The sequence below is a fragment of the Roseovarius sp. MBR-154 genome (genome assembly GCF_053628595.1).
This window is the reverse complement of record NZ_JBRJGR010000006.1, coordinates 183,993-205,652: the sequence shown is the minus strand read 5'-3', so window position 1 is coordinate 205,652 and position 21,660 is coordinate 183,993. Positions and strand designations below refer to the sequence as shown.

At 67.0% G+C, this 21,660-nt stretch carries 21 protein-coding genes; 3 read left to right on the top strand and 18 right to left on the bottom strand.

The window, feature by feature from the left end:
* The first annotated feature begins 54 nt into the window (after nt 1-54).
* Nucleotides 55-1,242 carry an NAD(P)/FAD-dependent oxidoreductase gene (locus ACSSV4_RS10545; protein WP_454275102.1) on the top strand — a complete coding sequence of 396 codons (1,188 nt, stop codon included), beginning with the start codon at nt 55-57 and terminating at the stop codon, nt 1,240-1,242.
* An 80-nt stretch (nt 1,243-1,322) separates the two neighbouring features.
* On the opposite strand, the gene murD is transcribed toward ACSSV4_RS10545, so the two are convergent.
* The 16 genes from murD to ACSSV4_RS10465 all read right to left on the bottom strand — a co-directional run bounded on the left by murD (nt 1,323) and on the right by ACSSV4_RS10465 (nt 18,305).
* A complete protein-coding gene (gene murD, locus ACSSV4_RS10540; protein WP_454275101.1) occupies nt 1,323-2,720 on the bottom strand; it encodes a UDP-N-acetylmuramoyl-L-alanine--D-glutamate ligase in 1,398 nt (465 codons plus the stop codon).
* Between the two features lie 617 nt (nt 2,721-3,337).
* The gene (gene mraY / locus ACSSV4_RS10535; protein ID WP_454275100.1) at nt 3,338-4,420 is read right to left on the bottom strand and encodes a phospho-N-acetylmuramoyl-pentapeptide-transferase; all 1,083 of its coding nucleotides are present in this window, start codon (nt 4,418-4,420) and stop codon (nt 3,338-3,340) included.
* Nucleotides 4,420-5,856 (bottom strand): UDP-N-acetylmuramoyl-tripeptide--D-alanyl-D-alanine ligase, encoded by a 1,437-nt coding sequence (locus ACSSV4_RS10530; protein WP_454275099.1) that lies wholly within the window; start codon nt 5,854-5,856, stop codon nt 4,420-4,422. Before ACSSV4_RS10530 ends, mraY begins: the two co-directional genes overlap by 1 nt.
* Entirely contained in the window at nt 5,853-7,337 is a 1,485-nt protein-coding gene (locus ACSSV4_RS10525) for a UDP-N-acetylmuramoyl-L-alanyl-D-glutamate--2,6-diaminopimelate ligase (protein ID WP_454275098.1), read from the bottom strand. Before ACSSV4_RS10525 ends, ACSSV4_RS10530 begins: the two co-directional genes overlap by 4 nt.
* 24 nt (nt 7,338-7,361) lie before the next feature.
* Nucleotides 7,362-9,146 (bottom strand): peptidoglycan D,D-transpeptidase FtsI family protein, encoded by a 1,785-nt coding sequence (locus ACSSV4_RS10520; RefSeq protein WP_454275097.1) that lies wholly within the window; start codon nt 9,144-9,146, stop codon nt 7,362-7,364.
* Nucleotides 9,143-9,490 (bottom strand): cell division protein FtsL, encoded by a 348-nt coding sequence (gene ftsL, locus ACSSV4_RS10515; RefSeq protein WP_454275096.1) that lies wholly within the window; start codon nt 9,488-9,490, stop codon nt 9,143-9,145. Before ftsL ends, ACSSV4_RS10520 begins: the two co-directional genes overlap by 4 nt.
* Nucleotides 9,487-10,479, bottom strand: a complete 993-nt coding sequence (gene rsmH, locus ACSSV4_RS10510) for a 16S rRNA (cytosine(1402)-N(4))-methyltransferase RsmH (RefSeq protein WP_454275095.1) — start codon at nt 10,477-10,479, stop codon at nt 9,487-9,489. The genes ftsL and rsmH overlap by 4 nt, the downstream gene beginning before the upstream one ends.
* Before the next feature lie 3 nt (nt 10,480-10,482).
* Nucleotides 10,483-10,986, bottom strand: a complete 504-nt coding sequence (mraZ, locus tag ACSSV4_RS10505; protein ID WP_454275094.1) for a division/cell wall cluster transcriptional repressor MraZ — start codon at nt 10,984-10,986, stop codon at nt 10,483-10,485.
* 731 nt (nt 10,987-11,717) lie between these two features.
* Nucleotides 11,718-13,115 (bottom strand): PepSY-associated TM helix domain-containing protein, encoded by a 1,398-nt coding sequence (locus tag ACSSV4_RS10500; RefSeq protein WP_454275093.1) that lies wholly within the window; start codon nt 13,113-13,115, stop codon nt 11,718-11,720.
* 66 nt (nt 13,116-13,181) lie between these two features.
* Complete coding sequence (locus ACSSV4_RS10495) at nt 13,182-13,574, bottom strand: DUF2946 family protein (protein ID WP_454275092.1); 393 nt, start codon at nt 13,572-13,574, stop codon at nt 13,182-13,184.
* 57 nt (nt 13,575-13,631) lie between these two features.
* Nucleotides 13,632-14,138: an N-acetyltransferase family protein gene (locus ACSSV4_RS10490; RefSeq protein WP_454275091.1), complete on the bottom strand. Its 507-nt coding sequence runs from the start codon at nt 14,136-14,138 to the stop codon at nt 13,632-13,634.
* Nucleotides 14,139-14,193: 55 nt separating this feature from the next.
* Complete coding sequence (gene acuI / locus ACSSV4_RS10485; RefSeq protein ID WP_454275090.1) at nt 14,194-15,189, bottom strand: acryloyl-CoA reductase; 996 nt, start codon at nt 15,187-15,189, stop codon at nt 14,194-14,196.
* A 105-nt stretch (nt 15,190-15,294) separates the two neighbouring features.
* Nucleotides 15,295-16,407 carry a dimethylsulfoniopropionate demethylase gene (locus ACSSV4_RS10480; protein WP_454275089.1) on the bottom strand — a complete coding sequence of 371 codons (1,113 nt, stop codon included), beginning with the start codon at nt 16,405-16,407 and terminating at the stop codon, nt 15,295-15,297.
* Nucleotides 16,404-16,919 (bottom strand): DinB family protein, encoded by a 516-nt coding sequence (locus tag ACSSV4_RS10475; RefSeq protein WP_454275088.1) that lies wholly within the window; start codon nt 16,917-16,919, stop codon nt 16,404-16,406. Before ACSSV4_RS10475 ends, ACSSV4_RS10480 begins: the two co-directional genes overlap by 4 nt.
* Nucleotides 16,919-17,554 carry a DUF1326 domain-containing protein gene (locus ACSSV4_RS10470; protein WP_454275087.1) on the bottom strand — a complete coding sequence of 212 codons (636 nt, stop codon included), beginning with the start codon at nt 17,552-17,554 and terminating at the stop codon, nt 16,919-16,921. The genes ACSSV4_RS10475 and ACSSV4_RS10470 overlap by 1 nt, the downstream gene beginning before the upstream one ends.
* A 16-nt stretch (nt 17,555-17,570) precedes the next feature.
* Nucleotides 17,571-18,305, bottom strand: a complete 735-nt coding sequence (locus ACSSV4_RS10465) for a DUF2182 domain-containing protein (RefSeq protein WP_454275119.1) — start codon at nt 18,303-18,305, stop codon at nt 17,571-17,573.
* Nucleotides 18,306-18,391: 86 nt separating this feature from the next.
* Here ACSSV4_RS10465 and ACSSV4_RS10460 point away from each other — a divergent pair, with 86 nt between their 5' ends.
* Nucleotides 18,392-19,132 carry a FadR/GntR family transcriptional regulator gene (locus ACSSV4_RS10460; protein ID WP_454275086.1) on the top strand — a complete coding sequence of 247 codons (741 nt, stop codon included), beginning with the start codon at nt 18,392-18,394 and terminating at the stop codon, nt 19,130-19,132.
* Between the two features lie 78 nt (nt 19,133-19,210).
* On the opposite strand, the gene ribD is transcribed toward ACSSV4_RS10460, so the two are convergent.
* Both ribD and nrdR read right to left on the bottom strand, forming a co-directional pair.
* Nucleotides 19,211-20,305 carry a bifunctional diaminohydroxyphosphoribosylaminopyrimidine deaminase/5-amino-6-(5-phosphoribosylamino)uracil reductase RibD gene (gene ribD, locus ACSSV4_RS10455; RefSeq protein WP_454275085.1) on the bottom strand — a complete coding sequence of 365 codons (1,095 nt, stop codon included), beginning with the start codon at nt 20,303-20,305 and terminating at the stop codon, nt 19,211-19,213.
* On the bottom strand, nt 20,302-20,784 hold the full coding sequence (gene nrdR, locus ACSSV4_RS10450; RefSeq protein ID WP_454275084.1) for a transcriptional regulator NrdR: 483 nt from the start codon (nt 20,782-20,784) through the stop codon (nt 20,302-20,304). Before nrdR ends, ribD begins: the two co-directional genes overlap by 4 nt.
* Nucleotides 20,785-20,976: 192 nt before the next feature.
* On the opposite strand from nrdR, the gene ACSSV4_RS10445 reads away from it, so the two are divergent.
* Nucleotides 20,977-21,654, top strand: coding sequence for an SDR family oxidoreductase (locus tag ACSSV4_RS10445; RefSeq protein WP_454275083.1), 678 nt, complete (start codon nt 20,977-20,979; stop codon nt 21,652-21,654).
* The last annotated feature ends 6 nt before the right edge of the window (nt 21,655-21,660 follow it).

Below are 21,660 nucleotides of genomic sequence, written 5' to 3'. Positions count from 1 at the left end.
CGCCAGAACTATCCCCCTTGCCTTTCGGCGGGTTTTCGCGTCTCAAGCGCCCCCATGACAGAGGCCTTCGATACCCTCATTCTCGGCGCGGGGGCCGCCGGGCTGATGTGCGCGGCACAGGCCGGGCCTCGCACGCTGGTCATCGACCATGCCCGCGCGCCGGCTGAGAAGATCCGCATCTCGGGTGGCGGGCGCTGCAACTTCACCAATCTGCACGCGGGGCCCGGGAATTTCCTGTCGGCCAATCCGCATTTCTGCAAATCGGCGCTGTCGCGCTATACCCAATGGGATTTCATCGACCTCGTGTCGCGTCACGGCATCGCCTGGCATGAAAAGACGCTTGGCCAGCTGTTTTGCGACGACAAGGCCACGCAGATCATCGCCATGCTGGTGGAGGAGGTGCGCGCGGCAGATGCCGATTTGTGGCTGTCGACACGGCTGGTGGATCTCAGCCATGACGGCAGCCGCTTTCACGCGGTCCTGGAGCGTGAGGGCGCGCGCGTGACCCTCAGCCCGCGCAACCTTGTGCTGGCCACGGGGGGCAAGTCGATCCCAAAGATGGGGGCGACGGGGCTGGCCTATGAGATCGCGCAGCGTTTTGGCCACGCGCTGACCGCGACGCGCCCGGCGCTGGTGCCCTTCACCTTTTCCGAGGCACCTTTCGCGGCGCTGTCCGGCACCGCCCTGCCGGTGCGCGCTGCCTGCAACGGCACGGCCTTCGAGGAGGCCGCGCTGTTCACCCATCGGGGTCTCTCGGGCCCGGCAATCCTGCAAATCTCGTCCTTCTGGCGCGAGGGCGAGGCGATCACCCTCGATCTCGACCCCGAGGCGCGGCTCTATGAGGCGCTGCGCGCGCAACGCCAGAGCCAGGGTCGCCGCAACCTGACCACGGAACTCGGCCACCACCTGCCCGCCAGGCTGGTCGGCCATCTTGCCCCGGCACTCGGCCTTTCGGGCAAACTCGCGGATCAATCCGATGCAGGGCTGGCCGAGATCACCGATACCCTGCGCAGCTGGACGCTGAAGCCCACCGGCACCGAGGGCTACCGGACCGCCGAGGTCACGCTTGGCGGCATCGACACCGGCGGGCTGTCCTCGAAAACCATGGAATCACGGCACCTGCCTGGCCTCTATGCCATCGGCGAAGCGGTGGATGTGACCGGCTGGCTCGGCGGCTACAATTTCCAATGGGCCTGGTCGTCGGGCTGGGCCGCGGGACAGGCGATCGCGGCGCGAGGGTGAGCCGCCGGAATTGAGTATTTGGACCATAAAGAAACCCTTGATTCCCGCTTCTTTTTGGCAAAAATACTCATGTTCCATGCTCACAACCGGGCGCGCACCTCGGAGATGAAATCCTCGCCGCGTCGCTCGAAATTATCGTATTGATCGAAGCTGGCGGCGGCCGGGGCGAGCAGCACCACGTCACCCGGCGCGGCCTCGGTCAGGGCGGCCTCGACGGCGCGGGCCATGGTGGTGCAGATCTCCACCTCCACCCCCTCCAGCCCGAGGGCGAATTGCGCCGCCTCGCGCCCGATGACATAGGCCTTGCGCACATGGCCAAGGCCGGGTTTCAGCCCGGTCAGCCCGCCTTCCTTTTCCAGCCCGCCGCAAATCCAGCGGATGTTGTCGAAGGCCAGAAGCGCCTGCAGGGCGGCATCGACATTGGTGGCCTTGCTGTCATTGACGACGCGCACGCCGTTCTTTTCGGCGACGGTCTGGCTGCGATGCGGCAGGCCCGCGAAGCTGTGGAACCCGGCCTCGATCACGCGCGGGGCGAGGCCGAAGGTGCGGCAGGCGGCATAGGCGGCGCAGGCGTTCTGGTGGTTGTGGCGGCCCGGCAGGCCGGTCACCGCGCGCAGGTCGATGGACCCCACCTGCTTGCCCTTGCGGTATTCGCTGAGAAAGCCCTTGCGTGCGAAGACCATCCAGCCGGGGCCCGTGAGCTTGCGCGTGACCGAGACGCGGATCACCCGGTCGTCGCCCGGTGCCTCGCTCAACTGCCCCGCGAGATAGCGCCCCTCATCCTCGTCCACGCCGATCACCGCACGGTCCGGCCCGCCCTCGGCGAAGAGCCGCCGCTTGGCCGCGAAATAGCCGCCCAGACCGGCGTGCCGGTCGAGGTGATCGGGGGAGAGGTTGGTGAACACCGCCACATCCGGCGTGAGCGCGCGGGCGAGATCGGTCTGGTAGCTGGAAAGCTCCAGCACCACCACGCCGCCATCGCCCGGCGGGTCGATGTCGAGCACGCCGCGGCCGATATTGCCGGCCAGTTGCGCGGCCTTGCCTGCCTCGGTCAGGACATGGTGGATGAGGGCGGATGTCGTTGATTTTCCATTGCTTCCGGTCACGGCGATCACCTTGGGCGGCTGGTCGAACCCATCCCAATCCGGCGTGGCGAGGGAGCGGAAGAAGAGCCCGATATCGTTGTCCACTGGCACGCCTGCCTCTTGCGCGGCCACGATCGCCTTGTTGGGCGACGGGTAGAGATGCGGGATGCCGGGGCTGACGATCAGGCGCGCCACGTCGTCGAAGGCGCCCGCGCGGCTGAGGTCGGTAACGGTGAGGCCCGCGGCAAGGGCCGCCCCGCGGGCGGGCGGATTGTCGTCCCAGGCCAGCACCTCGGCCCCGCCTGCACTGAGCGCACGCGCCGCCGATAGGCCCGAGCGCCCCAGTCCCAGCACCGCCACGCGCTGCCCGGCCATTCCCTGCACCTCGATCATCGCGCCGTTTCCTTCCCGCCGTGTTCGCCGCGCGAGAGTGCCCCGGCGCGGCGGCACGCGCAAGCGGGTTAACGAGAGGTTATGGGGAGCGCGCGGCGGGAGGGGCGAGAGGGGCCGAATCGCCAGGTTAACAAGGGGGATGGGGCGGTTTCGGGCTGTCTGTATCGCGTCGGTATGGCGACGGTATCGCGACGGTGGGGATGTGGAGGTTGGGCGGGGTTAACGGGGCGCGCGGGGGTCGCTGGAATATGGGCGTCATCGCCCGGCTTGACCGGGCGATCTGCTGGCTGGGAGATCCTCGGGTCAGGCCCGAGGATGACGGGGATGCGGGGAAATGGGGACGGAGACCGGATTGTGCGGGTGGTTTTGTCGCGGCGCACAGGTTGGCCTTGAGCGGACATAGCACCCCGCCAGAAGGTGCCGCGCGGTCGCAGGGCCGGGGTCTGGCGATGCAACGATCGTGGCGAGCACTTTATCCGAGCCAAGTCATTGTAACCTCGACACGCTACGCACCCTATCAAATCGCCAGGCCGCGGGACGGCCAGGCGATCGCGCGGCACCTTCGGTGCGTTTCGCGTGGCTGGCTCTTATGTCCACTCAAGGCCAGAACCACGCCCCTAGCGCAGTTTCAGCGTCGCGAGGCCGATCATCGCCAGGATCAGGGCGATGATCCAGAAGCGGATGACGATCTGCGGCTCGGCCCAGCCCTTTTTTTCGTAGTGGTGATGGATTGGCGCCATCAGGAAGACGCGTTTCCCGGTGCGTTTGAAATAGATCACCTGCACGATCACCGAGAGCGCCTCGGCCACGAAGAGGCCGCCGACGATGCCCAGTACCAGTTCGTGCTTGGTGGCGACCGCGATGGCCCCCAATGCGCCGCCGAGAGCCAGCGAGCCGGTATCGCCCATGAAGACCGCCGCCGGGGGCGCGTTGTACCACAGAAAGCCGAGGCCGCCGCCCACGAGGCCTGCCACGAAGATCAGGATCTCGCCGGTGCCGGGCACGTAATGCAGGCCGAGATATTCGGTGAAATCGGTCCGCCCCACCGTGTAGGCGATGACCCCGAGCGCGCCCGAGGCGATCATCACCGGCATGATCGCGAGACCATCCAGCCCGTCGGTGAGATTGACCGCATTGGCCGCGCCGACGATGACGAACATGGCGAAGGGAATGAACAGGAAGCCGAGATTGACCAGCACGTCCTTGAAGACCGGCAGCGCCAGTTGCAGTTGCAACTCTGCCGGGTGGTGCCAGCTGGCCCAGCCCGCCGCCAGAAGCGCGATGAGAAAGCCCAAAGCGAGCCGCACGCGGCCCGGCACGCCCTTGTGATTGCCCTTGGAGACCTTGGCGTAATCGTCGGCAAAGCCGATCAGGCCGAAGGCGAGCGTGACGAAAAGCACCAGCCAGACGTAAGGATTGTCGAGCCGCGCCCAAAGCAGCGTCGAGGTCAGCAGCGCGCCCACGATCAGAAGCCCGCCCATGGTGGGGGTGCCGGCCTTGGCGAGATGCGATGCAGGGCCGTCGCTGCGAATGGGCTGGCCCTTGCCTTGACGTCTGCGCAGCGACAGGATCAGCGGCGGCCCGAACAGGAAGCCGAAGATGAGCGCGGTCATGAAGGCCCCGCCCGCGCGGAAGGTGATGTAGCGAAAGAGGTTGAAGAAATCCCCCCCGTCCGACCAGATCGTCAGCCAATAGAGCATTACGCGACATCCTCTTCCATCTTGCGCCCGGCGCGCCGCAGCGCCGTGACGATCAGGCTCACCTGGCTGCCCTTGGAGCCCTTGACCAGAACCACATCCCCGGCATCGACCAGCCGATGCGCCTCGCGCGCCAGATCCTCGGCGCGGTCGACGCGGCGGCCACGCTTGTCGCGTGGCAGCGCCGCGTGGAGGGCGCGCATGCGCGGGCCCACGCAATGCACCTCGTGCACCGCCTGCATCGCGGGCAGGGCGGCGAGGGCCGCGTGCAGCGCGTTCTCGGTCGTTCCCAGTTCCAGCATGTCGCCGAGCACGGCGATCCGGCGGCCTCGGGCGACGCGGCCGACATCGTCGCGCGGGTGGCTCGCCGCGAGCACGTCGAGCGCGGCCTCCATCGAGGCGGGATTGGCGTTGAAGGCGTCGTCGATGAGGTCGATGCTCATCCCGTCAGCGCCGGTGTCGAGCACCAGCCGCTCGCGGGTGCCGCGCCCGGCGGGGGGTGACCAGTTTGCGAGATCGGCCATCGCCACCGCCCGGTCGAGCCGCAGCACCCGCACCACCGCCAGAACCGCAAGGGCGGCGAGGGCGAAATGCTTGCCCGGCACCGCGATCTTGTAGAGCAGCGGGGTGCGCCAGGCGCGGGCGCGGGCCACGGTCGCATCGTCATGCAGATCGACCGAGAGCAGGCGGTGATGGGCGGCGCGGTTCCAGCCGAAGGAGAGGATGCGCGCCGCATGTCGCCGCGCCACCTCGCGCAGGATCGGGGTGGTCGCGACATCGGCGTTGAGGAGGGCCACACCGCCCGGTTCCAGCCCCTCGAAGATGCTGGCCTTCTCGTAGGCGATGCCCTCGATATTCTCGAACGCCTCGAGATGGGCGGGGGCGACGGTGGTAATGAGCGCCACATGCGGGCGCGCCATGCAGCTGAGCGGCGCGATCTCTCCGGGGTGGTTCATGCCGATCTCGATCACGGCAAAGTCGGTGTCGGCGGGCATCCGGGCCAGCGTCAGCGGCACGCCCCAGTGGTTGTTGTAGCTGGCCTCGGCGGCATGGACGCGGCCCTGCGCGCCCAGAACGTCGCGCAGCATTTCCTTGGTCGAGGTCTTGCCGACCGAACCGGTGACGGCGATCACGCGGGCATCTGTGCGGGCGCGTCCGGCGCGGCCAAGCGCCTCGAGCGCGGCCTGCACGTCCGTCACGATGAGGAGCGGGGAATCCTTGGCCACGCCCTCGGGGATATGGCTGACGAGGGCGGCGGCGGCCCCCTGTTCCAGCGCCTGTGCCACGAAGTCATGGCCGTCGCGCGCGGCCTTGAGTGCCACGAAAAGATCGCCCGGCTGCAAGGTGCGGGTGTCGATGGAGACGCCTTTCGCGGTCCAATCGCCGGTCGCGCGCCCGCCGGTGGCCTGTGCCGCCTCCGAGGCCGTCCAGAGCGTCATACCCGCCCCCTGTCGAGCACGGAGACCGCGAGGCTCGCCTGTTCGGCATCGTCAAAGGGCAGCACGTCGTCGCCGACGATCTGTCCGGTCTCGTGGCCCTTGCCGCAGATCAGCAGCGCGTCGCCGGGGCCGAGTGCGTCGACCGCGCGCAGGATCGCCTCGGCGCGGTCGCCGACCTCTTGCGCGCCGGGGCAGCCCTGCAACACCGCCCGTCTTATGCTGGCCGGGTCCTCGGAGCGGGGGTTGTCATCGGTCACGATGACGCGGTCGGCGAACTCGGTCGCCGCCTGCCCCATCAGGGGCCGCTTGCCCCGGTCGCGGTCGCCGCCGGCACCCAGGATAGCATAGAGCCTGCCCATGACATGCGGGCGCATCGCCTTCAAGGCGGTGGCCACGGCGTCGGGGGTGTGGGCGTAATCGACGAAGACCGCCGCACCGTTGTGCCGGGTGGCGGCAAGCTGCATGCGGCCGCGCACGGTGCGCATTTCGGGCAGGGTGGCAAAGACGCGCTCGGGATCCTCGCCCGTGCCGATCACGAGGCCCGCCGCAAGCAGGACGTTTTCCGCCTGAAACCCGCCGATGAGGTCGAGCCGCACCTGATGGGTGCTGTCCTCCCAGTCGAACCGGAGCACCTGCCCGGTCGCATCGAAGCGCTGTGCGACAAGATGCAGATCGGCGCCGGGCCTGCGCCCGACGGTGATCAGGTCCTGTCCGCGCTCGGTGGCGATCTCCGCCATGCCGGTGCCGCGCGGGTCGTCGATATTGATCACCGCGACGCCATCCTCGGAAAGGACGCGGGCGAAGAGCCCGGCCTTGGCGTTGAAGTAATCATCGAAATCAGGGTGATAGTCGAGATGGTCCTGGGTGATGTTGGTAAAGCCCGCCGCCGCGAGACGCACCCCGTCGAGCCGTTTCTGCGCCAGTCCGTGCGAGGAGGCCTCCATCGCGGCGTGATCGACACCGGCCTCGGCGCAGTCGGCGAGCAGCCGGTGCAGGGTGATCGGCTCGGGCGTGGTGTGGGTCATCGGCAGGCTGAGCGCGCCCTCGACGCCCGTGGTGCCGAGATTGACCGCGTCGAGCCCCATGAGTTCCCAGATCTGGCGGGTGAATGTGGCAACGGAGGTCTTGCCGTTGGTGCCGGTGACGGCGACCATCACCTCGGGCTGCGCGCCGAACCAGAGGGCGGCTGCGAAGGCGAGGGTCTGGCGCGGGTCTTCGGCGATGACAAGGGCCGCGTCGCTGACGGCCAGCGCCTCATGGGCGAGGCGCGCGCCCTCGGCATCGGTCAGGATGGCGGCCGCGCCCTGTGCGAGGGCGGTCTCGATATAGGCCGCGCCGTGCACCTTGACGCCCGGCAGCGCGGCAAAAAGCATGCCCTTGCGCACCGCGCGGCTGTCCACGGCGAGGCCGGTGACCTGCGCGTTGCGCCCCGCCATTGCGGTCAGGCCAAGCTCTGCCAATGATCTGATCTGCCCCGCCACGTGATCTGCCCCGCCTTGCCGCGATTAGTTGGATGCCTGCCTTATAGCAGCAAGGTCTGCGGGTTCAATCTCGGGTCGCAGCCCCATCAGCGGCGCGACACGACGGATGATTTCGGCGGCGACCGGCACGGCGGTCCAGCCTGCGGTGCGGCGCGGCTCTTCGCCCGAGGTCTCGACCGGCTCATCGAGGGTGACGACGAGCACATATTTGGGATCATGCGCCGGGAAGATGCTGGCGAAGGTGGCGATCACCTTGTCGTCGTAATAGCCGCCGCCGCGCGCCTTGGGCTTGTCTGCGGTGCCGGTCTTGCCGCCGACCGCGTAGCCTTCGACCTCGCCGAAGCTGGCGGTGCCCTCGCTGACCACCTTGCGCAGCATGTGGCGCATGGCGTCCGCCGTGGTCTCGGAGATGACGCGCTCGCCGGGGGGGCGGGCCGCGTCATGCAGAAGGGTCGGTGTCACGAGCCGCCCGCCATTGGCGATGGTCGCATAGGCGGCGGCGAGGTGCATCGGGCTGGTCGAGAGGCCATGGCCGTAGGAGATCGTCATGGTCGACAGTTCCGACCAGTTGGCGGGCAAGAGCGGCTTGCTGCCCGACGCCTCGGTGATTTCCAGCGGCGAGGCCTGCATGAAGCCGAGGCTGTCAAGGAAGGCGCGCTGCCGGTCCGCGCCGATATCCATCGCGATGCGGGCGGTGCCGACGTTGGAGGATTTGACGATCACCTTGGTGACGCTCAGTTCCGGGCCGTAGTTGCGGAAGTCGCGGATGCGGAACTTGCCCCATTGCATCGGGCTTTTGGTGTTGATCATCGTTTCGGGGTTCACAAGCCCCAGATCCAGCGCCTGCGCGACGGCAAAGACCTTGAAGACCGAGCCCAGCTCGTAGACCCCTTGCACCGCGCGGTTGAAGAGCGGGCTGTCATCGGGGTTGCCGGAGGTGGGCAGCGAGGGGCGGTCATTGGGATCGAAATCGGGCAAGGAGGCGACGGCGACGACCTCGCCGGTATCGACCTCCATCAGGATGCCCGCCGCCCCCTTGGCGTTCATGATCTTCATCCCGCCAAAGAGCACCCGCTCCATCGCCGCCTGCACGCTGAGATCGAGCGACAGGGTGAGCGGCTCATGCGCGCGGGCGGGGTCGCGCAGGCGCTCGTCGAAATATTTCTCGATGCCTGCGACGCCCACCACCTCGGCGGCATGCACGCCCTCGCGCCCGAAGCTGGCCCCACCCAGCACATGCGCGGCAAGCGAGCCGTTGGGGTAAAGCCGCATCTCGCGCGGGCCGAAGAGCAGCCCCGGCTCGCCGATATCATGCACGGCCTGCTGTTGCTCGGGGCTGATTTTCTTTTTGATCCACAGGAACTTGCGCGTGCCGGTGAAATCGCGGATCAGGCGGGCGCGGTCGAGATCGGGGAAGATTTCCACCAGCTTGTCGGCGGCATGTTCGGGGTCGATCATGTCCTCGGGCTGGGCATAGAGGCTATGGGTGTCGAAATTCGTCGCCAGTATGCGGCCCTTGCGATCCACGATATCGGCGCGCTGCGCGAGGATCGAGGCCCCGGCCACGCTGGTGCGCGGCTCGCCCGGCTCGGATTGTGCCAGCACCGCCATGCGCCCGCCCACGACGCTGAAGGCGCAGAAGAAGAACACCGCCAGCACCAGAAGCCGCCCTTCGGCGCGGCGGCGGGCGCGGTCGCGCATTTCCTCATGGCGCAGGCGGATGTTCTCGCGCTCGATGGCGTCGGGGTTCTCGCCACGGTTGCGGGCCTCGAGGATACGGGCGAGCGGACGCAGGGGCGTGCGGATCATGGCTGTTGCTCCGGGTTCGAGACGTCGACGGGATTGGTGATCGGCAATGCGGGCGGCGCGGGGAAGGCGACCTGATCAATCCGCCCGAACTGATAGGGCTGGAGTGGCAGGAGGCCGAGCTTGTCGTAGTTGAGCTCGACCAGATCCATCAGCCGGTCGGGGCGGTTGAGATAGGCCCATTCGGCGTTGAGCACGCGCAGCCGGGCGCGCGCGTCGCCGATGGCCTGCTGGAGTTGCTGCGCCTTGGCCTGTGCCTCTTGCGTGCGGTAATTCTCGCGGTAGGCCCAGAAGGCGAGGCCGATCACGGCCAAGGCGGTCAGAACGTAAAGCAGGCTGCGCATCATTTGCCCCCCTTGAGCATCGGCATGCCGATGGCGCTGCGGTCGATATGGCCCGCCGGGGCCTCGGTCCGGGTTGCGACGCGCAGCTTGGCGCTGCGCGCGCGCGGGTTTTCATCCAGTTCCTGCGCGTCCGCCACGATGGCCTTGCGCGACTTGAGGGTGAATTGCGGCTCGGGCTGTTCGATCTTGGGGGCGTGGCGGCTGCCGCCGCCGGTGGCGCCTGCACGGATCTGCAAGAAGCGTTTGACCATCCGGTCCTCGATCGAATGGAAGGTCACGACCGCCAGTTGCCCGCCGGGTTTCAAGGCGCGCTCTGCGGCCTCCAGCCCCTCGATCAGTGCGCCGTATTCGTCGTTGACCGCGATGCGGATCGCCTGAAAGGTGCGGGTCGCGGGGTGGGTCTGGCCGGGTTTGGGGCGCGGCAGGCAGCGCTCGACGATCCCGGCCAGTTGCAGCGTGGTCTCGATGGGGGCGTCGTCGCGGACCCGCACGATGGATTTGGCGATGCGGCGGCTGGCGCGCTCCTCGCCGTAGAGAAAGATGATGTTGGCCAGCTCTGCCTCTGGCGTCTCGTTGACCAGATCGGCGGCGGTCGGGCCGGACTGGCTCATCCGCATGTCGAGCGGGCCGTCGTTTCGGAAGGAAAAGCCGCGTGCGGCCTCGTCAAGCTGCATCGAGGAGACGCCAAGATCAAGCACGACGCCGTCGAGATCGGTGGCGTAGTCGTCCATCTGCGCGAAATTGCCCTGCACGAGACGCAGCCGGTCGCCGTATTCCGCCCCCCAGTCGCGTGCCAGATCGAGCGCCAGCGGGTCGCGGTCGACGCCGATGACCTGGGCCGCCCCGGCGTCGAGCAGCCCGCGCGCATAGCCGCCCGCACCGAGCGTGCCGTCAAGCCAGGTGCCGGTGACCGGGGCCACCGCCGCCAGAAGCGGGCGCAACAGGACCGGGATATGCGGGGCGTCGGGGGATGTGGCGGCGGCAGCGGCCATGGTTTACGCCCCGTCCGGGTTGTCGAGCAGGATGAGCGGGTCGAAATCCTCGGGGTAGCCGTCAAGCCATTCCTCGGTCTTGGACAGTTCCTCGGCCTCGTAGGTCTCGGGTTTCCAGATCTGGAAGGTGTCGCCGGCGGCGATGAAGAACGCCTCGCCTTCGAGGTCGATCTTGCGGCGCAGCTTGGCGGGCAGCACCAGCCGCCCGGTTTCGTCCACCGATGTGGGAAAGCTCTGGCCATGAAAGAGACGTTGGAGATGCTTGCGCGCCTGCGAGCCGCGCGGCAGGGCGGCGATCTTGTCATCCACCTCCTGCATCGCCTCGATGGTGTAGCATTCGAGGAAATTGCGGCGGTGATCGCCATAGACGATGATCAGTTCGGGGTTGAGGCCGTCGGTCCAGTTCGGGTCTGAGGCCTCGATCACACGGCGAAAGAGAGCCGGGATCGACACCCTGCCCTTTCCATCCACCTTGTGGAGGCTCTCGCCCCTGAATATCCGGCCCACTGTCCCGTTGGTCCCTTGTTACGCCCCCCCGGTTGAAAACCTGCCCCCTCAGACACGAAACGGCGGGTTGATCTGCTGCCACTGATCAACCCGCCGCCCTCGTCCCGCTTGAGCGGGGTGTCCGACTGCGCGCGCCACCTGGGGGGATGTCTGCTCGCCCGCGCGCCGGATCTCTTTGTTCGATGAAAGCGGGTGCCTGTATGAAACCTGACTTGGGAGTTTTTCGGGGTCTTGCTGCCCCTCTTTGTTCCCGTCCTCATCGTGGTTTATTGATACTATGGGAAGTTGTCCCATGGCAATGTTTTTTTGCCTTCAGCGGCACAGGATGTTGCTTCCGAGACCGCTTGAAAACAACATAATGTGCCAAATTCAAGCTTGATGATGGCTTATATAGTTAGACATGTCAGGCACGGCACCATATATACGCGTATTACCTGCTTCCTATTATTTCCCATGATTTCCAAATTTTTATGGGAATTTGCGCTCTAATCTCGGGATTACAGGCTCGGACGACGCAAATCAACGGGCTTTTGGCGCGCAGGAAGACGGTGATTCACGCCAGATTGATTCGATTTTAGCGTCGCGTCATCACCGTGGGGCAGTTCCGGCCCATGATTTCCCGTACATCCCGCAATCTCCCGTCCGATCCCGGCGAAACGACAAAACCCCGCCCTTTTCGGGACGGGGTTTCGCAATGCTCAAATTGAAGGCCCCCGCAGCGGGGGCGGTGATCAGCTCACCAGACGGCGCAGCGCGGGCAGGCGTTGCAGCACCAGCACATCGAGCGCCAGCACGGTGATCAGCGTCAGCCCGGCCAGGGGAAAGGCCAGCGAGACCGCCAGCCCGACCAGCACCGCGCCCTGCCACATCGGCATGTCACGCGGCAAGGGCGGCGCGGCGAGACGCCCGCCTGCCCCGACCGGGCGGCGCTTCCACCACATCACCACCGAGGACACGCAGAGGAACAGTACCGAGAGGCAAAAGACGGTATTGGCCAGCACGCTCCATAGCCCGAGCGTGCCCATGTGCAGCGCGATGCCCACCGCCATCGCCTTGCCCGCCAGCGAGTAATTCGCGTAGCGCACATCGGCGAGGATGTTGCCGGTATACTGGTCGACATGCACGGTGCGGTCGCTGGTGGGGTCGGTATCGTCGGTGTTCATCGAGTCGCGGTTGATGGTCCAGACACCGGCCTCGCCGTTCGGCAGGTTGAGCTGGTAGCGGGCCTCGAACCCGATCTCGCGCGCGAGCGCGTCGAGCGTGTCGATAGTCACCGCGCCGCTCACGCCCTCGTGCCCTGCATGGCTGCCCGAGGCGGGCATCGGCGTGAGTTCGAGCGCCCAGGGCACCTCCTTGCGGTCGTGGTTCATGCTGGCGTGGATATCGTCCGAGAGCGGCACGTTGTCCCATTTCTCAGCCGGGAACTGGCTCCAGGCCTGGACCATCTTCTCGCCCCAGATGCCCGCCCAGGCGAGGCCGGAGACGAGGAAGAACGCCAGTACGATGGAAATCCAGAAGCCCAGCACGCCATGCAGCGAGCGCCAGAGCGCGCGGCCGCGGCCAAAACTGGGGATCAATGCGGCCCGCCATCCCGCGTCGCGCGGCCACCACATGTAAAGGCCGGTGGCGATCAGCACCATGCCGAGCGAGGCCGCGACTTCCAGCATGCGGTCGCCGGTCACGCCCAGCATCAGGTTGCTGTGGATGCCATCGGCGAAATCGTACCAGCCGGAGCGGCGCGGGAAGATCTCCAGCACCTGCGCCGCATAGGGATCGACGACGACCATGTTGGCCTCGCCGTCCAGATCGATGCGGAAGATCGCCGCGAGATCATCACGGCGCGGGGCCACGTATTGCTTGAGCGTGCCGCCGGGGATGGCGGCGGTGGCCGCCTGGGCCTGCTCGGAGACGGCGAGTGCCGCCTCTTGCGGGATCACCGGCGTGCGCTCGCCATCACGCCCATCGACCCAGGAAATCCACAGCATCAGCATGCCGGTGACGGCGAGGATGCAGAAGAACGGGATCACGAAGAGGCCGGCGTAGAAATGCCAGCGCCAGGCGGCGAAATAGAACGGGTTTGCCCCGCTGCGCGCCTGCGCGGGGGAGTGGGTCGGGTCGATCGACGTCATGGAAAGGCTCCATCAGAGACCCCGGATGCCGGGGGAAAGCGGTAAAAGAGACGAATTTTCTGGAAATCAGGCGCGCGGCGGGGCGCGCGGATCGGGCCGGGCATGGGCAAAAGCCCGTGCCAGATGCCATTCCGGGGCGTGCGTGATCCGCGCCTCGCGCGGCGCGCTCCATGGCTCGGGCAGAGCCGCCTGCCCCGGCAGCAGCACAGAGGCCACAAGGCGGCAGGCCTCGCATCCGGTGGCGGCGCTGTCGTGATCGGCACTGCCGTCATGGGCGTCATGCGCGCAGAGGTCATCGGCGCTGCCGCCCGCCGCGAGATAGGCGAGGTAGTCGGGATTGACGCTGCGGCCTGTCTCCCCGGTCAGATCGCGATGGGCAAACCCCACCGCCGCCATCGCCACGCTCAGGGCGATAACCAAAATCAATCTTGAAAAAAGGCCACATGAAACGCGCGTCATGCGCGGCACTCTGCCACAGGTCCGGGCCTCGCGCCAGTTCTCAATGCGGAGGCCGGCTCAGTCCCCGAGCCATTTGTACATGATGCGCGCATCGACAAGGCCCGCGACAGGATGCCGAAAGGCGCGCGGCAGGCGGCCCACGGTCTCGAAGCCCAGATCCTCCCAAAGGGCGATGGCACCTGTATTGGTCTCGACCACGAAATTGAACTGCATCGCGAGATAGCCCATGGCGCGGGCCTCGTCCTGCGCGTGCCGGCACATCGCCCGCGCCATGCCCTGCCCGCGCGCCGCCTCGGCTACCATGAAGCCCGCGTTGCAGACATGCGCGCCGCCGCCGGGCTGATTGGTCTTGAGGTAATAGGTGCCCAGGACCTCGCCCGCGATCTCGGCCACGTAGGTGGCGCGCGGGGTCTGCATCCACATCTCGCGCACCGCCTCGCGGGTCAGGCCCGGCTCTATCGTGTAGGTCTCGCCTGCCTTGATGACGCTGCGCAGGATCGGCCAGAGGGCGGTGAAATCGCCCTCGCGCGCGTATCTTATGGTGATGCCCTGATCGCTGTCCATATCGCCGCCCCCCGCTCAAGCCATGGCTAGCGGGGGGCGCGGGGTTTGACAAGGCTCAGGTGTTGACGTCGACGACGACGCGGCCCTTGACCTGACCTTTGAGGATATCGCGGCCAAGCTCGGGCAGATCGCCGAGGCAGGCGGGCTGTACCATCGCCTCGAGCTTGTCCATCGGCAGGTCGCGCGCGATGCGGGCCCAGGCGCGGGTGCGGTTCTCATAGGGCTGCATGACGCTGTCGATGCCCAGAAGGTTGACGCCGCGCAGGATGAAGGGGGTGATCAGCGCGCCCTCGATGGCCGGTCCCCCTGCCAGCCCGATCGCGGCGACCGAGGTGCCGTATTTCATCTGCTTGAGCACGCGGCCCAGCATCGCGCCCGCCACCGCATCGACGCATCCCGCCCATTGCTCGGCCTCCAGCGGCTTCTTCGTCACCTCGGTCAGCTCGTCGCGGGCGACGATCTGGCTAGCGCCCAAGCCGCGCAGATAGTCCTCCTGATCGGGGCGGCCGGTGACGGCGGCCACCTCATGGCCCAGATGCGCGAGGATCGCGGTCGCGACCGACCCGACACCGCCTGCCGCCCCGGTGACCAGCACCGGGCCGTGCCCCGGTTTGAGCCCGTGATCCTCGAGCGCCATCACCGCCAGCATCGCGGTAAAGCCTGCCGTGCCCACCGCCATCGCCTGACGCGTGTCCAGCCCCTCGGGCAGCGGCACCAGCCAATTGGCCAGAACCCGCGCCTTTTGCGCGTAGCCGCCCCAATGCGCCTCGCCGACGCGCCAGCCGGTCAGAACCACCTTGTCACCGGGCTTGTAGCGGTCGTCGCTGCTTTCCTCGACGGTCCCGGCAAAGTCGATGCCCGGCACGTGCGGGTAGTTGCGCACCAGCCCGCCGCCCGGCCCGATGCAGAGCCCGTCCTTGTAATTCACGGTGGAATACTCGACCGAGACCAGCACCTCGCCATGGGGCAGATCATCGACCGTGATCTGCTTGACCGCAGCGGAGGTCTTGCCGCTTTCCTCGTCCTTCTCGACGACCAACGCGTTGAACATATCGCTCTCCTTTTCCGTCGCAGGGCCAGCCCCCTGCTTCATCTTGCCAAAAATACTCCGGGGAGTGTGAGGGGCTGGCCCCTCACTCCCACGCTCAAGGACCGCTCAGGCCCAGAACCCGTCCTGCACCACGCCGCGCCGTTCGCCACCCGGGGCGCTGATCCGCAATTCGGTGCCCGCGTCCCAATGGGTCATCCGCACCATGCCGATGGCGACGTTGGTGTCAAAATCCGGCGACCATGCGGCGGAACTGACCCGGCCCACGCGCTTGCCCTTTTCCGACAGGACCGGCCACCATTCACGGCAGGGCGGCACCGCGCCGCCCTCGATGGCAATGGCGCAGATCTGCTGCACCGGGCCTTCCTTGGCCACCCTTAGCAGGGCATCGCGACCGATGCACCCGATCGCCGTATGGGTGTTGCAGAACCGGCCGAGCCCGCATTCATGCGGCGTGTTGTCGTCGGTCATGTCGTTGCCGTAGCTCAAGAGCCCGCCCTCGATCCGTTCGATCAGGTTGGGGCAGCCCGCGTGCACATCCATGCCCTTGCCCGCCTCCATCAGCGCGTGCCAGAGCGGCATGCCGAGGTCAGAGCCCTCGACATAGATCTCGAACCCGCCCTGCTTGGAATAGCCCGAGCGCGCGATCACCATGTCGCGGCCCTGAAAGTCGAACACGCCGAAGCGAAAGAAGCGGATATCGCGGACGCTGTCGCCAAAGACCGCCGCCATCAGGTCATCGGCGCGCGGGCCCTGGATGGCCAGGGGCGAGACATCCGGCTCATCCACCAGAACATCCAGCCGCCAGCCATGCGCGGTGGCGCGCACCCAGTAGAGCAGGTCCGAGTCGGCAATCGAGATCCACCAGCGATCCTCGGCCAGCTTCACGGCGACAGGGTCGTTGAGCATGCCGCCGGTCTCATCGACGATGGGCACGTAATAGCACTGTCCCGGCGTCATCCCGCGCAGGTCGCGGGGGGTCAGCATCTGCATCAGGCGGCCCGCATCGGGGCCGCGCAGTTCCACCTGCCGCTCGCAGGCCACGTCCCAGATCTGCACCGCGTCTTTCAGGTGGCGGTAATCCTCCTCGATGGAGCGGAAGACCGTCGGCAGCAGCATGTGGTTGTAGACCGTGTAGGCCTTGACCCCCGCCGCCTCGACCCCGTCTGAAAAGGGCGTTCGGCGCAAGCGGCGCGACAGGGACAGCAAGGGTGCGTTCATTTTGCCTCCTCGGGCATGAAGACGATATCGGTGATCGGGGCGGGTAGCGCCGCGCGGGTCAGCATCGCGTGGACCTGCCCCCGGTGATGGGTCTGGTGGTTGAAGAAATGGGCGACGCAGGCGGCCATCGGTTTGGTGATCTCGGCCCCGAGCGCGCCCGAATAGAACGTCAGATCACCGGTCAGGTCGATGCTGTGCACGCGGTTGGCCCAGGCCTTGATCCGGCCATCAGTGGTGAACCGCTCGGCGCTCCAGGCCGCGCCGGTGGGGGTGAGCGTGGTGCTCTCTTTGATCCCACCCTCGGGTCGGGTGTCCTCCACGCCAAACCGGTGCAGCCACATGCGGTCGGCCCAGAGGATATGGTTGAGCGTACCGAGGATCGACGAGAAATGCGCTCCGTGATCCTCGGTCAAGACCTTGAGGCTCACCGCGTCGATGGAACGGGTGATCTGCGCGTTCTGCCACGCATTATAGCGCGCCATGAGCGCGACATAATCCGCCGTCAGCATCATCAGCGCGGACCTTTCCAGTCGATCTGGCAGATTTCCGCGCTGCGCCCGTCGAAATCCCAGACCCGGCCAAAGGCGCGCACGCGGCCCTTGGTGGCGGTGGCGACGGTGATGTCGGGGCCCATCCAGTATTCGGTATTGGTGACGACGATATCCTCGCCCTTGTGGCCCTCGACCGGCACCACCTCGCCCTGGATCTTCTTGCCGACCATGAGGCGGCGGGCCTTGCCTTCGGTCTCGAAGATGACCGGCGCGCGCTCGGCCCCGAGGAATTCGCTGACCAGCACCCCGAAGAGGCCGGTGGTGCCGCGTGCCTTGCCGGAAAAGATGTTGACCAACCCCTCATAGGCCGCCTCATTGGCGCGTTCGTCGATATAGGCGGCGGCCTTCCAGTTGCCGCGCGCCATCAGGCCGGGGATTTCGAGCATCAGGCCCACGTTCAGCCCGCTCAGATCCGCGTCGCCATAGTGCCCCTCGTCGATGCGCACGCCCGACCAGGCCTGACAATAGCCTTCGGTGGGGGCGTGCTTGCCCAGGCTGACCACGCAGGGGCAGAACACCGTGCAGTTGCAGTTGAGGATCAGCTCCCCCTTGATCGTCCAGGGCACCGTGCCCACGCTTGCGTCGTCCAATGCCATGTCGTGGCCTCCTCTTTCATATTGTCGCGAATAGCACCCAGACCGATGCGGCCAGCAGCACGACGCCCAGGGGGCGGGTGAGCCAGGCACCGATCTGCGGCAGTTTTTCCAGCACCATGATCACCGTGGCCAGCCCCATGAAGGCAAGGTTCATCACCCCGCCCACGAAAGCCAGCAGCATCAGCGCCCAGCAGCAGCCAAGGCAGATGAGGCCAAGGCGGATGCCGTTGCGGGCCGCGCCCTCGTCCCAGTATTGCATGAAGAACGCCAGCGGGCGGCGGCATTTCGACAGGCACGCCTCCTTGGCGGGGCTGAACTGGTATAGCCCTGCGAGCGCCAGCAGCGCCGCCGACAAAAGTCCCGAGCGGCTGTCGCCGAAGGCTGTGAGCAAGCCCGCCTGAAAGAGCGCCATCTGCGCGGCTGCGGCCAGCACCGAAAAGCCCAGCCAGACCGACAGATACCCCGTGACCAGCGCGCCAAAGCGGGTTTCGCCGGTGTGGCTCAACTCTTCGTAGGTCGCGAAAGCGGGCAGCGCCGTGGGGGCCATCATCGCCGCCGACATCAGCGCCCACATGAGGATGATGCGGCCGAACCCGGCCGCATCTGGTGTGACGATGCACAGGCTTTGCAGGAAATCCGCGCCATAGATCACCGCGCCGTCGCGCAAATCCTGCGGCAGCGCCATGGCATAGAGCAGCCCCCAGGCCCCCAGAATGAGACCGAACAGCACCAGCCAGTGCCCGCCGCCCATTCGTCTGACCTGTGCCGCGATCATCGCGCTCTCCCTCACGACTCATCTCTTGCGTTTAAATTGTCAGACATTTAAATGTAAGACAAATGAAAATTGATCCCGATAACAAGGCCGACCTTTCGGCCCAGATCGCCGAGGCCATCCGCGAGGAGATCATGGCCGGGCGGCTGATTGTGGACGAGCGCCTGCCGTCCGAGGCGGAACTGGCCGATCACTTCGAGGTGTCGCGCCCGACGGTGCGGGAGGCACTCAAGCGGCTGGCGGCGCAATCGCTCATTCGCACGGCGCGCGGCGCGTTCGGCGGGGCCTTCGTCAACCGGCTGAGCTATCCCGAGGCGTATGGTCAGCATATCACCACCTCGACGCTGCTGCTGTCGATGAACGCGATCAGCTTTGATGTGGCCTGCGAGGCGCGCTATGCGCTGGAGCGCGCCTGCACGCCGCTGGCGGCCCTGCGCCGCACGCCCGACACGCTGGCGACGATGCGGGCGGAAATCCACCGGCAGGGGCAACCGGGGCTGACGGACGAATCGCTCTGCGCCTCGGATGTCACGTTTCACCGGGCCTTGGTGGACAGTGCGGACAATCCGGTGCTGTCCTACCAACTGGCCGGGGCGGTCGAGGCGATGCAGCCGCTGATGAACATGATCACCTTCACCGCGCGGTCGCGCGAGGCGATTGTCGGCTTTCACACCCGCATCGCCGACGCGCTGGAGCGCCACGAGGCCGACGCGGCGCAGGCCGCACTGTCGGAACTCGAAGCCTACACGCTCACACTGGGGCGCGACGTGATGGCGGCGCGCGCGCGGCCACGCCAACCGGCGTGAGGGATCAGCCGTCGTAACGCCTTCGGCGAGAGTATTTGGACCATAAAGACCACATCGGTTTCTTTATGGCAAAAATACTCAGATGCGACGCCAGCGATGCATCACGTCGCCGCCCACCTGGCGCGTCTCGACGAGCGTGAAGCGGCCCGCCTCTTCCAGCCGCGCGAGGCCCAGCGCGCCGATGCCCGGCAGCCCCTCGGCCCCGATGGCGAGCCCGGCGGTGAACCCTATGAATTCATCGACCAGCCCTGCCCCCAGAAGCGAGGCGGCGAGCGCGCCGCCGCCTTCGCAGAGCACCCGCGTCAGCCCCGTCTGCCCGAGTGCCTGGAAGATCGCCTCGGGTTTGACCTGGCCTGCCACCACGTCGCAGGGCAAGAGCCGCGCGCCCACGCCGCGCCAGGCTTCGGCGATGGCAGGATCGACCTCGGCTCCGTGGCAGAGCCAGAGCGGCACGTCAGCCGCGGTGCGCGCGAGGTTCGACATCAGCGGCAGGTCGAGCCTGCGCGAGACCACCACGCGCACCGGTTGGCGCCGCGTGCCCATGTCGCGCACGGTCAGCGTGGGGTCATCGGCGCGCGCCGTGCCTGCCCCCACCATCACCGCGTCATGGCGCGCGCGCATCGCGTGGACCATGCGCCGCGCCTGTGCCCCGGTGATCCACTGGCTGTGACCGGTGGCGGTGGCGATGCGCCCATCGAGGCTGGCGGCGAGTTTCAGCGTCACGAAAGGCCGCCCGGTCGCGTTGCGCATCAGCGATCCGGCGAGATCGCGCGCGGCCTCTTCGGCCATGACGCCAGTCGTGACCTCTATTCCGGCGGCGCGCAGCATGGCGAAACCGCGCCCCGCGACGCGCGCGTCATTGTCGTCGAACGAGGCCACGACGCGCGCCACGCCCGCCTCGATCAGCGCCTCGGCGCAGGGCGGTGTCTTGCCGTGATGTGCGCAGGGCTCCAGCGTGACATAGGCGGTGGCCCCGCGTGCCGCGGCCCCGGCCTGTGCAAGCGCCTGTGTTTCGGCATGTGGCCGCCCGCCCGGCGCGGTCCAGCCGCGCCCGATGATCCTGTCCCCCTGAACGATGACGCAGCCGACCGCCGGGTTGGGCGCGCATTGCCCCATGCCCCGGCGCCCGAGCGACAGAGCAAGGCGCATGAAACGGACGTCCCTGTCGGTCACGCGTCGGGGTCTGGGGTTGCCGCCGCCTCGTCGGGGCGCAACTCGCTTACGAAACGGTCGAAATCATCGGCTTCCTGGAAGTTCTTGTAGACGCTGGCAAAGCGCACATAGGCCACGGTGTCGATTCGCGAGAGGCTTTCCATCACGATCTCGCCGACGGTCTTGGAGGGGATGTCGGTCTCGCCCATGCTTTCAAGGCGGCGCACGATGCCGGAGATCATCTGCTCCACGCGCTCGGGCTCGATCGGGCGTTTCTGCAGCGCGATCCGGATCGAGCGTTCCAGCTTGTCGCGGTCGAAATCCTCGCGCCGTCCGTTCGATTTCACGACCACGAGGTCCCGCAGCTGCACCCGCTCATAGGTGGTGAAGCGTCCGCCGCAAGCCGGGCAGAAGCGCCTGCGCCGGATCGAGACATGATCCTCTGCGGGGCGTGAATCCTTGACCTGTGTGTCGATGTTTCCGCAAAACGGGCAGCGCATGGGCCGTCCCCCTTCTTTGTCTCTGCCTCTTGGGTCATGGGTCTGAAGCCCAGTTATCCACAGCCACTATAGGACAGCAACAAGGTTTTGGGTAGGGGGGAAATCGCACCGCTAGATAGGCGGCTGAGAGGGCTTTGAAACAGGCCGGTCGCGGCCCTAGGTAGGGGGCAAGACGACAGGAAAGGACATCAGATGACGACCAAGACGCTGTTCATCACCGGGGCCTCGAGCGGCATCGGGGCGGAGACCGCGCGCGCCGCCGCAAAGGCGGGCTGGAACGTGGCGCTGTTCGCGCGCCGCCGCGACAAGCTGGAGGCGCTGGTTAGCGAGTTGGGAGAGGCGCGGGCCCTCGCCCTGCCCGGTGACGTGACGCAGATGGCCGATCTGGAGCACGCGGTGCGCGAGACGCAAGGGCGGTTCGGGCAGATCAATGCGGTCTTTGCCAATGCCGGGCGCGGGCTCGACACCCCCGGCGTGGCCGAGGGCGACCCCGAGGAGTGGCGCAGCATGATGGACATCAACGTCATGGGTCTCTTGTGGACCATCAAGGCCAGCTACGCCGCGCTGCAGGAGAGCAAGGGCCATCTGATCCTGACCGGCTCGGCGGCGGGCAAGCGACATATCAAGGGCTCGATCTACGGCGCATCGAAATGGTTCGTGCACGGGCTTGCCGGCAACATGGCGGAGGAGATGCGCGAGTGGGGCGGGCGCTGCACGGTGATCGCGCCGGGCATGGTCGACACGCCCTTTTTCGACAGCCCCAAGCCCGACAAGTTGCAGCCCGAGGACGTGGCGGGGGCCGTGATGCACGCGCTGAACGCGCCCGACCGGGCCTCGGTGCAGGAAATCTTTCTGATGCCAACGCAGTAAGGAGGC

Bases quoted from the DNA above. Each gene is read 5' to 3' on its own strand.
- ACSSV4_RS10475 (WP_454275088.1), bottom strand. From the start codon at position 16,919: ATGATGCTGACGGCGGATTATGTCGCGCTCATGGCGCGCTATAATGCG.
- ftsL (WP_454275096.1), bottom strand. From the start codon at position 9,490: ATGATGCGCAGCCTGCTTTACGTTCTGACCGCCTTGGCCGTGATCGGC.
- nrdR (WP_454275084.1), bottom strand. From the start codon at position 20,784: ATGCGCTGCCCGTTTTGCGGAAACATCGACACACAGGTCAAGGATTCA.
- ACSSV4_RS10530 (WP_454275099.1), bottom strand. From the start codon at position 5,856: ATGACGCTCTGGACGGCCTCGGAGGCGGCACAGGCCACCGGCGGGCGC.
- rsmH (WP_454275095.1), bottom strand. From the start codon at position 10,479: ATGGCCGCTGCCGCCGCCACATCCCCCGACGCCCCGCATATCCCGGTC.
- ACSSV4_RS10465 (WP_454275119.1), bottom strand. From the start codon at position 18,305: ATGGGCGGCGGGCACTGGCTGGTGCTGTTCGGTCTCATTCTGGGGGCC.
- ACSSV4_RS10500 (WP_454275093.1), bottom strand. From the start codon at position 13,115: ATGACGTCGATCGACCCGACCCACTCCCCCGCGCAGGCGCGCAGCGGG.
- acuI (WP_454275090.1), bottom strand. From the start codon at position 15,189: ATGTTCAACGCGTTGGTCGTCGAGAAGGACGAGGAAAGCGGCAAGACC.
- ACSSV4_RS10495 (WP_454275092.1), bottom strand. From the start codon at position 13,574: ATGACGCGCGTTTCATGTGGCCTTTTTTCAAGATTGATTTTGGTTATC.
- ACSSV4_RS10470 (WP_454275087.1), bottom strand. From the start codon at position 17,554: ATGGCATTGGACGACGCAAGCGTGGGCACGGTGCCCTGGACGATCAAG.
- murD (WP_454275101.1), bottom strand. From the start codon at position 2,720: ATGATCGAGGTGCAGGGAATGGCCGGGCAGCGCGTGGCGGTGCTGGGA.
- ACSSV4_RS10545 (WP_454275102.1), top strand. From the start codon at position 55: ATGACAGAGGCCTTCGATACCCTCATTCTCGGCGCGGGGGCCGCCGGG.
- ACSSV4_RS10460 (WP_454275086.1), top strand. From the start codon at position 18,392: ATGAAAATTGATCCCGATAACAAGGCCGACCTTTCGGCCCAGATCGCC.
- ACSSV4_RS10490 (WP_454275091.1), bottom strand. From the start codon at position 14,138: ATGGACAGCGATCAGGGCATCACCATAAGATACGCGCGCGAGGGCGAT.
- ACSSV4_RS10520 (WP_454275097.1), bottom strand. From the start codon at position 9,146: ATGATCCGCACGCCCCTGCGTCCGCTCGCCCGTATCCTCGAGGCCCGC.
- mraY (WP_454275100.1), bottom strand. From the start codon at position 4,420: ATGCTCTATTGGCTGACGATCTGGTCGGACGGGGGGGATTTCTTCAAC.
- ACSSV4_RS10480 (WP_454275089.1), bottom strand. From the start codon at position 16,407: ATGAACGCACCCTTGCTGTCCCTGTCGCGCCGCTTGCGCCGAACGCCC.
- ACSSV4_RS10445 (WP_454275083.1), top strand. From the start codon at position 20,977: ATGACGACCAAGACGCTGTTCATCACCGGGGCCTCGAGCGGCATCGGG.